Source organism: Variovorax terrae, from assembly GCF_022809125.1.
GTDB classification, from domain to species: domain Bacteria; phylum Pseudomonadota; class Gammaproteobacteria; order Burkholderiales; family Burkholderiaceae_C; genus Variovorax_A; species Variovorax_A terrae.
Window position 1 is genome coordinate 2,717,352 of sequence record NZ_JALGBI010000001.1, and the last position, 11,758, is coordinate 2,729,109.

An 11,758-nucleotide genomic window follows, 5' to 3' on the forward strand; every position below is an offset into this window, starting at 1 on the left:
GGATGGGCGTGCCTGCAGGCCTCATGCCGCGGCCGCCCGCATCAGGGGCCGGCCGTCCAGGGCGCTTTCGCGCCAGCGGCCGATCAATGCGATCAGCACGTTGAGCCCCAGCACCACGCCCAGCAGCACCAGCCCGAGCGCCAGCGCCAGCGGCAGGTCGCCCTTGCTGGTTTCCAGCGCGATGGCGGTGGTCATCACGCGCGTGAAGCCGTCGATGTTGCCGCCCACGATCATCACCGCGCCCACCTCCGACACGGCGCGGCCGAAAGCGGCGATCAGCACCGTGAGCAGCGCGTAGCGCTCGTCCCAGGCCAGCAGCAGGCTGCGCAGCAGCGCGCCCGCGCCCAGCGATTGCAATTGCTCGCCATGGGCGCGGTCGGCGTCCTCGATCGTCTGGCGCACCAGCGCCGTCACCACCGGCAGCACCAGCACGGCCTGCGCCAGCACCATGGCCTTGAAGGAAAACAGCCAGCCCAGGAAGCCGAGCGGGCCGCTGCGCGACAGCAGCAGGTAGACCACCAGCCCCACCACCACCGAGGGCAGGGCCAACAGCGTGTTGAGCAGCGCCAGCACCGCGCCGCGCCCGGCAAAGCGCGCCACCGCGAGCCAGCCGCCCAGCAGCACGCCCAGGCCGCAGGCCAGCGCACAGGCCAGCGCGCTGACCTGCAGCGAGCGCGCCACGATGGCCCACAGGCCGGCGTCCAGCGAGGTGATGAGGGCCAGCGCGGTGGCCGCGCTCTCGGCAAAGGAATTCATAAGTTCGGGTATCGTAGGCAAGCCCCTTGATCACCGCCATATGAATTCCAGTGCATAAGGTCCAGCTCAACTATTCGCTGGCCCGCGACAACGATGCCAACCTGATCCGCAACCCGCTGCTCGACCTGCTTCAGGCGGTAGCCGCCGGGGGCTCGATCTCGGCCGCGGCGCGCGCGCTGTCGCTGTCCTACCGCCATGTGTGGGGCGAGCTCAAGCGCTGGGAGCAGGAGCTTGGCCACGAGCTGATCGTCTGGGAAAAAGGCCAATCGGCCCGGCTCACCGAATTCGGGGCCAAGCTGCTGTGGGCCGAGCGCCAGGCGCAGGCGCGGCTGGCACCGCAGATCGAATCGCTGCGCGCCGACCTGGAGCGCGTCTTCGCCGTGGCGTTCGACGACGGGGCCCATGTGCTGGGCCTGTACGCCAGCCATGACGACGGCCTGGCCGCGCTGCGCGGCTACGCGGCCCAGCACGCCCGGCTGCACCTGGACATCCGCTTCACAGGCAGCGTGGACGCGATCAGCGCGCTCAACGAGGGCCGCTGCGAAATGGCGGGCTTTCACACGCTGGAGCAGCCCGGGCCCGGCACGCTGGCCGCGCGCACCTACAAGCCGCTGCTCGAACCGGGCCTGCACAAGATCATCGGCTACGCCCGGCGCACCCAGGGCCTGATGACGGCGCCGGCCAACCCGCATGGCATCGCGTCGCTGGCGGACCTGGCCCGGCCCGGCGTGCGCTTCGTCAACCGCGACCTGGGCACCGGCACGCGCGTGCTGCTCGACGAGATGCTGGCGCAGCAAGGGCTGCCGGGCGACCGCATCGCGGGCTACCAGCGCACCGAGCCCTCGCACGCCGCGGTGGCGCAGGCCGTGGCCAGCGGCCAGGCCGATGCGGGCCTGGGCACCGAGGCCGCGGCGGTGGCGCGGGGCCTGCATTTCGTGCCGCTGGTGCAGGAGCGCTACCACCTGGTGTGCCTCAAGTCGATGCTGGAGCAACCCGCCACGCAGGCCCTGACGCGCCTGCTGCGCAGCCCGGCCTGGCAGCAGCAACTGGCCCGCGTGGCCGGCTATGCGCCGGCGCAGTGCGGCGAAGTGCTGTCGCTGAGCAAATTGCTGCCCTGGTGGGATTTCAGGCCCAAAAAGAGGCCATAGTCCGTGTCCCACGGTCATTGGCTGCTCTTATTTTCATAGCACCTAGAGTGCGCAGGTGCGAAAGCCCACGAAGCCGTCGTCGCGCCCGGGCAGCGCGAAGCCGCGGAATTTCGGATGCTTCATGCGCGCCCGTGCCGCGAACGAGGCGCCGCGCAGCACCCGGGCCTGGCCGAACCACGGCTGGGAGTACGCGGCCCACGGGTCGGGGCTGAAACCGGGCCAGGGCCGCAGCGTGCCGGCCATCCATTCCTGCACGTCGCCCCAGCGGAAGCCGCGCCGCACGGCGGTGTGGGCCGCGATCTCCCACTCCACCTCGGTGGCCAGCCGCCGCCCGGCCCAGCGGGCCCAGGCCTCGGCCTCCCACCAGCTCAGGTGCATGGCCGGCTGGCTGCCGGCCATGCGCACCGCCTGGCCGAAATGGGTCTGCAGCACCGCGCCGCTGGCCACGCCGATCTGCTCCACGTGGCGCGGGCCGCGGCGGCCCTCGCTGCCGGCCTTGTCCTGCAGCCATTGCCAGCCCTCGGGCTGCCACAGTTCGGGACGGTCGTAGCCGCCGTCGTCGACGAACTCGACGAACTGCGCCCAGCTCACGGGCTGAGCGTCGATCTCGAACTCGGGCACCGCCACTTCGTGCGTCCACTTTTCGTTGTCGAACACGAAGCCGCCCGCCGGCGAGCCCAGCAGCCAGCGCGTGGCAGGCATCGGCAGCGGCTCGCGCGGCGCCACGGCACCGGGCAGGCCCAGGGGCAGCGGCAGGCCCAGCGTCTGCGCCATCGCCACCAGCTGCTCGCCGCGCAGGTCTTCATGGAACAGCGCCAGCCGGTAGAAGTACAGCGCGTCGTCGCCGTCGGGGGTTTTCTCCAGCAGCTCGAGCGTGCCCTCGAGTGTTTCCAGCATGTAGGCGCGGGTGGCGTCGAGGCCGGGCAATGCCGGCATCCAGCGCTGCGCATGCGGCAGCAGGGCCGGGTTCCACCAGCGGTCGGCCTCCGGCTCGATGGAAGCCAGCCGGGTCGGCTCGGGGCCGCAGCGCGGCCCCAGCGCGCGCTGGGTGTTGCGGCCGATCCAGAACTCGGCAAACCAGCCCACGTGGCCGGCCAGCCACAGCGGCGGCTCGACCTCGGGCAGCACGGGCACGGCGAAGCGGGTCTGCGCCAGGGCGCTTTCGTACTGGCCCAGCAGGTGCAGCGTGTGGTTGCGCGCGTCCATCAGCGCCAGCGACAGCAGGTCGCGCCCGGCATGGCGCATGTCGGGCGAATCGATGTCGGCGGGCGTGACGGAAGGGGAAACCGAGGGCATTGCTTATTATTCACCCATGTCCGAACCCACTCCTTCCCCTGTCCCGCGCCTGACCTCGCTGTCGCATGGCGGCGGCTGCGGCTGCAAGATCGCGCCCGGCGTGCTCAGCCAGATCCTCCAGTCCACGGCCGCGTTCCCGGTGCCGCCCGAGCTGCTGGTCGGCATCGAGACCTCGGACGACGCGGCGGTCTACCTGCTCAACGACGAGCAGGCGCTGATCGCCACCACCGATTTCTTCATGCCCATCGTCGACGACCCGTACGACTTCGGCCGCATCGCCGCCACCAATGCCATCAGCGACGTCTACGCCATGGGCGGCACGCCCATCATGGCGCTGGGCCTGGTCGGCATGCCCATCAACGTGCTGCCCCTGGAAACCATCGGCGCGATCCTGCGCGGCGGCCAGGACGTGTGCCGCGACGCGGGCATTCCGATCGCGGGCGGCCACACCATCGATTCGGTCGAGCCGATCTACGGCCTGGTGGTGATGGGGCTGGTGCATCCCTCGCGCATCAAGCGCAACAGCGGCGCGCGCGCCGGCGATGCGCTGATCCTGGGCAAGCCGCTGGGCGTGGGCGTGCTGTCGGCGGCGCTGAAGAAGAACCAACTCGACGCCGCGGGCTATGCCGCGCTGATGGAGCACACCACGCGCCTGAACAAGCCCGGCATCGCGCTGGCCGCGCTGCCCGAGGTGCATGCGCTGACCGACGTGACGGGTTTCGGCCTGGCCGGCCATGCGCTGGAGATGGCGCGCGGCGCCGGCCTGAAGGCCCGCATCCAGTGGGATCGCGTGCCGCTGGTGCCGGGGGTGCGCGCGATGGCGGAGCAAGGCCTCGTGACCGGCGCCTCGGGCCGCAACTGGACCAGCTACGGCCACGACATCGAGCTGCCCGCCCGTTGGAGCGACGCCGACCGCGCGCTGCTGACCGACCCGCAGACCAGCGGCGGCCTGCTGGTGGCCTGCGCGCCCGGGAAAGCCGATGAGGTGCTGGCCCTGTTCCGCCAGGGCGGCTTCGCCGATGCGGCCCGGATCGGCGATCTCACCGAAGGCCGCGGCCTGGAACTGCGGTAGGCACCGCCGCGGGCTTAAGGGTAATCCCGGACCTGCTCTGTCAGGGTAAATTCAGTAGTCGAAAGGTAACATTCCTGACAGGATGACGGGCGCATCAGAAGGCGCCTGTCCTCTTTTCCCGCAGAGTCAAAAACACCTCGGAGACACACCGTGTCAGGATTACTCAAATTCGCGTTGGGCGTCGACTGGATCAACGACAAGTTCGGACGGATCGCCGCCGTCACCGTGCTCATGGCCGCCCTCATTTCCGCGGGCAACGCCTTCGTCCGCTACCTCATGGACATGAGCTCCAATGGCTGGCTCGAAATCCAGTGGTACCTGTTTGCCGCCACGGTGATGCTGGGCGCCCCGGTGGTGCTCAAGCTCAACGAGCACGTGCGGGTCGACATCTTCTACGGCAAGCTCAAGGGCAATGGTCCGGTCTACGTGGACCTGTTCGGCCTGATCTTCTTCCTGATGCCGGTGATGGGGCTGCTGGCCTGGCTGAGCTGGCCGCTGCTGGTGAAGATGTTCCTCACGCACGAGATGTCCAGCAACGCCGGCGGCCTGATCCGCTGGCCCGCGATGCTGCTGCTGCCGCTGGGCTTCGGCCTGATGTTCCTGCAGGGGCTGAGCGAGATCGTCAAGCGCATCGCCTACCTGCAGGGCAGGTTCCAGATGGACACCCACTACGAAAAGCCGGTGCAGTGAGCCGCGCCCCCGCTGACGCCGCCCCCGCATCCCGCCTCCTGCCCCCTCACCGCTTTCCGGAACAATAAAAATGCAAATGGAAAACTTTGCGCCGTTCATGTTCGGCGCGCTCGTGTTCATCATGCTGATCGGCTTCCCGGTCGCGTTCTCCCTGGCCGCGCTGGGCCTGGCCTCCGGCTTCTTCGCCATCGAGATGGGCTGGTTTCCGCCCAGCTTCATGGCCAACCTGCCGCTCAACGTGTTCGGCATCCTGAGCAACGACCTGCTGCTGGCGATCCCGTTCTTCACCTTCATGGGCGCCATCCTCGAGAAGTGCGGCCTGGCCGAGGACATGCTCGACTCCATGGGCCAGCTGTTCGGTCCGGTGCGCGGCGGCCTGGGCTACTCGGTGATCATCGTGGGCTTCATCCTCGGCGCCATCACCGGCACGGTGGCCGGCCAGGTGATCGCGATGGCGCTGATCTCGCTGCCGGTGATGATCCGCTATGGCTACAACATGCGCTACGCCACCGGCGTGCTGGCGGCCTCGGGCACCATCACGCAGCTGGTGCCGCCCTCGCTGATCCTGGTGGTGCTGGCCGACCAGCTCGGCCGCTCGGTGGGCGACATGTACAAGGGCGCCTGGGGCCCGTCGATCCTGCAGGTGCTGATCTTCGCGCTCTACACCTTCGCGCTCAGCATCGTCAAGCCGCACCACGTGCCCGGCGTGCCCAAGGAAGCCCGCACCATGAGCGGCTGGGCGCTGTGGGTCAAGTGCCTGCGCGGCATCATCCCCTCGGCCATCCTGATCTTCGCGGTGCTCGGCTCCATGGGCGGCCTGCCCGGCATCGACACCGCCATCGCCACGCCGACCGAGGCCGGCGCCATGGGCTGCGTGGGCGCGCTGGTGCTGGCCGCCATCCACCGCCGCCTGAGCCTCCAACTGCTGTGGGAGGCCATGGTGGGCACCATGCGCCTGACGGCCATGGTGGTGTTCATCCTGATCGGCTCGCGCGTGTTCTCGATGGTGTTCCAGGGCGTGGACGGCGCCAAGTGGGTCGAGCACATGCTCACGGGCCTGCCGGGCGGCCAGACGGGCTTCCTGATCGTCGTCAACATCTTCATCTTCTTCCTGGCCTTCTTCCTCGACTTCTTCGAGATCGCCTTCATCATCCTGCCGATGCTCGGGCCGGTGGCCGACAAGATGGGCATCGACCTGATCTGGTTCGGCGTGCTGCTGTGCGTGAACATGCAGACCAGCTTCATGCACCCGCCGTTCGGCTTCGCGCTGTTCTACCTGCGCGGCATCGCCGACACGCTGTTCAAGGAAGGACGCATCGAGAAGCCGGTCAAGTCCAACGACATCTACCTCGGCTCGATCCCCTGGGTGCTGATGCAGCTCATCCTGGTGGTGATCGTGATCTTCGTGCCCCAGTCGGTCACCATGTTCCTGGACAAGGAGCAGAAGATCGACATCGACAAGGTCAAGATCGAGATGCCCGAAGACCCGGCCGATGCCCCCAAGCCCGACGCAGACCTCAAGCCCGGCGAAGCAGCGCCCAGCGCCGCCGACCAGGAAAAGGCTGCCGCCAAGGCCGAAGATGACGAGCAGAAGAAAATAGACGACCTGTTCAAGGAAAAGAAATAAGCCACCCCCGTCCACCACGCCGGGCCCAGGCCCCTGCGCAGCGCCCAAGGCGCCTGCGCGGGGCTTTTTTGATTGGAAGCCCCTGCGGCCGCCACGCGACATGAATCCTTCCCCGATCGAATCCCTCGGGCCGCCGCCGTTCCGTTTCACCCCCGCGCTGGGCGCCTCGCTGCACGGACCGGCCTTCTCGCCCTTCTTCAAGCTGCTGGCCACGCTGGTGGTGTTCGGCACGGCGGGCTGGTTCATCAACCTGTGGCTGCAGGGCCAGGCCGGAAGCCGGCCGCTCATGACCTGGTTCCTCGCCGGACTGGCGCTCATGCTGTACACGTGGTGGCACATCCTGCGCAGCACCACGCGGCTGGACGCCGGCGCGCTGCACCAGTCCTGGGTCTGGGACAAGAAGATGGAGCTGCGCGAGCTGGCCTACGGAAAAATGGTGCGTGTGCGCGGACTCGACTGGCTGATCGCACCGCGCCTCTACGTGCGCACGCTGATGGGCAAGTTCGCGGTCTTCTACGCCGCCGACCCCGTCATGCTGATGGAGTTCGAACGCCTGATCCAGGAGCTGAAGGCGTTCCGCGGCCTGAAGTAGGCCGGCCCCAATTGGTCAACCATCAGGAAAGGAGACTTTGCCTGAACATCCACGGGCATGCATCAATGGATTTCACGCACCACGCGTGATTCGAGAATCCCGGACGGCACAGCTCGCCTTGGACCCAACGCATCGATGGAGCGGTGCGCCAGGTCATTCGCCGCAGAACCGCGACGCCGTGCCTCGATCCACATCTATATCAACAAGAGGGAACCCATGAAGGGAATCATCAGAAAACTGGCGGGCATCTTCGCGACCGCCCTGAGTATTGGCCTCGCGGCATGCGGGGGAGGCGGTGGAGGCGCATCGACTCCAAATGCCACGCAAAGCCCGGTGGCCACGCTGTACGAAGACAACAACCCCGCGGGCCCGACCACCGATGTCCGCTCCCTGAACTTGTTTCCACTGGCGCATGGAGACCAATGGATCTATGCCAAGTTGGCGGCGAACGGGAATACCTTCGATACGGTCATCCGATCCGTAGCCTTCGATACCAGTGCACCCACCGGCGTTCGAGAGTTTGCTCAGCCAGCTGCGACATCGAACCCCAGCTATGTCACGGTCACCGAAACCGACGGCGAAGGCAGCAATGTCACCCATTACTCGAAGTCAAGCTCCGGCCTGACCATCGTCGGACTCCCCGACACGAGCATTCCGGCTGCCGCCCGCAACGTTATCCGCACCATCACCGAATACCCCGACGTGCTGTACCCGGAAGGCTCCTTGCGCACCATCCGTCGGGAGGGCTCCTGGGGAGCCGACCTCAACGGCGACGGCGTCCCCGAAGGATTCCGGCTGACCTTCACACAAATCTTCCGAGGTTTCGAAACACTGACCTTTTCAGGAAAGAACCTTTCCACCGCCCATTTCAGCAACACGCTCACCCTCGCGATCGTGTCGTCCAATGCGGCAGTGCCCGTCGCGCCGCCCATCATTGCAACGGAAGAAACCTATTTCGCAAGCCAGTTCGGCATGGTGCAGGCCGTTCGCGAAGCCCATGATGGCAATGGCAAGGTCATCACGGCCCGCCACACCCTGAAGCTGACATCGGCAACGGTGGCCGGAAAACTGTGGAGCGACCACCTCAACGCGCTCAGGGATCAAGCCACGACCACCTTCGTCGTATCCCTCGAACACAATGCCATCGTCGCAGACCCACTTCGAGGGGTGTACTACGCAACCGTTCCGGCATTTGCCGAGACCGGCGCAGACTCGATTGCCACAGTCAATGCGAATTCCGGCACAGTTTCCTATACGGCAAAGCTCAACCTGAATCCACGGTCCATTGCGATCTCCGGCGATGGTTCGACACTGTATGTGGCGGGGTCAGGTACCCTGGTTCGCTACCGTCTGCCGGCCCTCACTGAAGTGAGTCGGGTGACGCTGCCAACAGATAGCTTTTTAGGTGCCCTTGATGCCGAGTCCATCGCCGTCTCGCCCGTCGATGCTTCAGTCGTGGCCGTCTCCCTTGCCAACAGGTGCTGCTCGCCCAGGCACATGGGCGTGCTGCTCTACCGCAACATGGTCGAGCAGCCGGTTCGCACTCAGACTCATACCGGCAGCAATGTGATTACCTTTGCTCCCAATGGCGTTGAGCTCGTCGGATCCAATACAGAGACAACGGAGTCGGGGCTGAGGCGCATTGCGGTGCTCGCCAACGGGCTCCAGGAAGTCCAGGTCGTGCGCGACGCCGCATCCGTCACCATGGACGTGGCAAACGGGCAGGTGGTGACTTCGTCTGCGGCCTATGCCTCTGCCGATCTGAGACTGTTGGGTCAGTTGCCGGGCTTCCACTGCCGTGCGGCTGGCTCTCGAATCCTGTGCCTTCGCCTGGAGGCCGCTGGGAACTACGAATTGAGCAACCTGCTCGTCGTCGTAGACCCCGCCACATTGAGCGAGGTGTCGGCGCTGCGCTACGGCTCGTCCGATCTTTACACCGACGTCGGCCAATTGACGACTGGGTTGCCGGGTCGCGTGGCCATCACCTCGGCGTCGAGGCGTTCGTCCTCCCTCTCCTTGACGCTCTTTTCCAGTCCGAGTCTCCCGTGACTGGAGACACCGCGCCGCCCCCGTACGCCACGCACGGTAGGCACTCGCGGTAACGCAAAAGAAGAAAACCCCCGAGGCTCAACCTCGGGGGTTCCATGCGGCGGGCCACCGGCTGGGGCCTCCAAGCCCTCTGTGCCGGTGCGCGAAATCGTACTTACAGCTTCTGCGACTGCATGAACTTGTCGAACGTGGCCTCGGTGAAGCGGAACCACAGGTTCTGGTCGGCGCGGAACTTGGAATAGTCCGCGTAGATCTTCTTCCAGCTCTCGTTCTTGGCCGACAGCTCGTCGTACAGCGACATCGATTCCTTGAACGCGGCCGCCATCACGTCGGCCGGGAACGGGCGCAGCTTGGCACCGGCACCCACCAGTTGCTTGAGCGCCGCCGGGTTGCGCGCGTCGTACTTGGCCTGCATGTTGACGTGGGCGTAGGCACTGGCGGCCTCGACGATGGCCTTGTTCTCGGGCGACAGCGCGTCGTAGGCCTTCTGGTTCACGAACAGGTCGACCTGCGGGCCGCCTTCCCACCAGCCGGGGTAGTAGTAGTACGGCGCCACCTTGTTGAAGCCCAGCTTCTGGTCGTCGTACGGGCCCACCCACTCGGCCGCATCGATCGTGCCCTTCTCCAGCGCCGGGTAGATGTCGCCGCCCGGCAGGTTCTGCGGCACACCGCCCAGGCGCTCCAGCACCTTGCCCGCGAAACCGCCGATGCGCATCTTCAGGCCCTTGATGTCCTTGACCGTCTTGATTTCCTTGCGGAACCAGCCGCCCATCTGCGAACCGGTGTTGCCGCAGGGGAAGCTGATCATGTTGTACTTGGCGTAGAACTCGCGCATCAGCTTCAGGCCGTTGCCTTCATAGGTCCAGGCGCTCATCTGGCGGCTGTTGAGGCCGAACGGAATGGCGCCGCCGATGGCGAAGCATTCATCCTTGCCGAAGAAGTAGTAGGGCACCGTGTGCGCGGCCTCGATCGAGCCCTGCTGCACGCCGTCCACCACACCGAAGGCCGGCATCAGTTCGCCGGCCGCATGCACCGACACCTCGAACTTGCCGCCCGACATGGACTTGACCTGCTGGGAGAACACCTCCGCTGCGCCGAAGATGGTGTCGAGCGACTTGGGGAAGCTCGAGGCCAGGCGCCAGCGCACCGTGGCCTGTGCGTGCACCGCGGGAGCAACTCCGGCGGCCAGGACACCGGCGATGCCGGCATTCTTGATAAGGGAACGACGATCCATGAAAGCTATCTCCTATGAAGTGTTGTTGGAAAATACAACTTAAGAATGATAGCTTTCACTCCTTTTCAAAAGAATACTGTTGCTTTCATATTCCTTGCAGCAAGGCCTAGGACTTCTATCTAGAACCAAAAACCGCAAACCGCGCCGGAGCGCGGTTTGCGGCTGAGTCAAAAGGCCTCTTACAGCTTCTGTGCCTGCATGAATTTGTCGAACGTGGCCTCGGTGAAGCGGAACCACAGGTTCTGGTCGGCGCGGAACTTGTCGTAGTCGGCGTAGATCTTTTTCCAGCTCTCGTTCTTGGCCGACAGCTCCTCATAGAGCGCCATCGATTCCTTGAACGCGGCCGTCATCACGTCGGCCGGGAACGGGCGCAGCTTGGTGCCCGCGCCCACCAGTTGCTTGAGCGCCGCCGGGTTGCGCGCGTCGTACTTGGCCTGCATGCTGACGTGGGCACTGGCACTGGCCGCTTCGACGATGGCCTTGTTCTCGGGCGACAGCGCATCGTAGGCCTTCTGGTTGATGAAGAAGTCCAGCTCGGGGCCGCCTTCCCACCAGCCGGGGTAGTAGTAGTACGGCGCCACCTTGTTGAAGCCCAGCTTCTGGTCGTCGTACGGACCCACCCACTCGGCCGCATCGATCGTGCCCTTCTCCAGCGCCGGGTAGATGTCGCCGCCCGGCAGGTTCTGCGGCACGCCGCCCAGGCGCTCCAGCACCTTGCCTGCGAAGCCGCCGATGCGCATCTTCAGGCCCTTGATGTCCTTGACCGTCTTGATTTCCTTGCGATACCAGCCGCCCATCTGCGAGCCCGTGTTGCCGCCGGCAAAGCTGACCATGTTGTACTTGGCATAGAACTCGTTCATGAGCTTGCGGCCGTTGCCCTCGTACATCCAGGCGCTCATCTGGCGGCTGTTGAGGCCGAACGGAATGGCGCAGCCCAGTGCAAAGCACTCGTCCTTGCCGAAGAAGTAGTACGGCGCGGTGTGGCAGGCCTCGATCGAGCCCTGCTGCACGCCGTCCACCACGCCGAAGGCCGGCATCAGTTCGCCGGCCGCATGCACCGACACCTCGAACTTGCCGCCCGACATGGCCTTGACCTGCTGGGAGAACACATCCGCCGCACCGAAGATGGTGTCGAGCGACTTGGGGAAGCTCGAGGCCAGGCGCCAGCGCACTGTGGCCTGTGCGTGCACCGCGGGAGCCACCCCGGCGGCGAGGATACCGGCGACCCCGGCTTGTTGGATGAGAGATCGACGGTCCATCAGTTCGCTCCTAATCATTTAGTAGAAATGCACGA

At 65.9% G+C, this 11,758-nt stretch carries 10 protein-coding genes; 6 read left to right on the forward strand and 4 right to left on the reverse strand.

The features are described 5' to 3' along the window. Positions 1-21: 21 nt before the first annotated feature. Positions 22-756 (reverse strand): ABC transporter permease, encoded by a 735-nt coding sequence (locus MMF98_RS12795; RefSeq protein WP_243306654.1) that lies wholly within the window; start codon positions 754-756, stop codon positions 22-24. A gap of 50 nt (positions 757-806) precedes the next feature. On the opposite strand from MMF98_RS12795, the gene MMF98_RS12800 reads away from it, so the two are divergent. After that, positions 807-1,904 carry a substrate-binding domain-containing protein gene (locus MMF98_RS12800; protein WP_243306655.1) on the forward strand — a complete coding sequence of 366 codons (1,098 nt, stop codon included), beginning with the start codon at positions 807-809 and terminating at the stop codon, positions 1,902-1,904. Positions 1,905-1,946: 42 nt separating this feature from the next. On the opposite strand, the gene senA is transcribed toward MMF98_RS12800, so the two are convergent. Continuing rightward, positions 1,947-3,200 (reverse strand): selenoneine synthase SenA, encoded by a 1,254-nt coding sequence (senA, locus tag MMF98_RS12805; RefSeq protein ID WP_243306656.1) that lies wholly within the window; start codon positions 3,198-3,200, stop codon positions 1,947-1,949. A 16-nt stretch (positions 3,201-3,216) separates the two neighbouring features. Here senA and selD point away from each other — a divergent pair, with 16 nt between their 5' ends. From selD to MMF98_RS12830, 5 genes are all read left to right on the forward strand, one after another. Further along, entirely contained in the window at positions 3,217-4,272 is a 1,056-nt protein-coding gene (selD, locus tag MMF98_RS12810) for a selenide, water dikinase SelD (protein WP_243306657.1), read from the forward strand. Positions 4,273-4,422: 150 nt separating this feature from the next. Next, a complete protein-coding gene (locus MMF98_RS12815; RefSeq protein ID WP_243306658.1) occupies positions 4,423-4,962 on the forward strand; it encodes a TRAP transporter small permease subunit in 540 nt (179 codons plus the stop codon). 70 nt (positions 4,963-5,032) lie between these two features. Continuing rightward, a complete protein-coding gene (locus MMF98_RS12820; protein WP_243306659.1) occupies positions 5,033-6,589 on the forward strand; it encodes a TRAP transporter large permease in 1,557 nt (518 codons plus the stop codon). Between the two features lie 100 nt (positions 6,590-6,689). Continuing rightward, positions 6,690-7,181 (forward strand): hypothetical protein, encoded by a 492-nt coding sequence (locus MMF98_RS12825; RefSeq protein ID WP_243306660.1) that lies wholly within the window; start codon positions 6,690-6,692, stop codon positions 7,179-7,181. A 216-nt stretch (positions 7,182-7,397) separates the two neighbouring features. Then, the gene (locus tag MMF98_RS12830) at positions 7,398-9,230 is read left to right on the forward strand and encodes a hypothetical protein (protein ID WP_243306661.1); all 1,833 of its coding nucleotides are present in this window, start codon (positions 7,398-7,400) and stop codon (positions 9,228-9,230) included. A 154-nt stretch (positions 9,231-9,384) separates the two neighbouring features. On the opposite strand, the gene MMF98_RS12835 is transcribed toward MMF98_RS12830, so the two are convergent. Together MMF98_RS12835 and MMF98_RS12840 are read right to left on the reverse strand one after the other, a co-directional pair. Beyond that, positions 9,385-10,464, reverse strand: coding sequence for a TRAP transporter substrate-binding protein (locus tag MMF98_RS12835; RefSeq protein WP_243306662.1), 1,080 nt, complete (start codon positions 10,462-10,464; stop codon positions 9,385-9,387). A 179-nt stretch (positions 10,465-10,643) separates the two neighbouring features. Then, positions 10,644-11,723: a TRAP transporter substrate-binding protein gene (locus MMF98_RS12840; RefSeq protein WP_243306663.1), complete on the reverse strand. Its 1,080-nt coding sequence runs from the start codon at positions 11,721-11,723 to the stop codon at positions 10,644-10,646. Between the last annotated feature and the right edge of the window lie 35 nt (positions 11,724-11,758).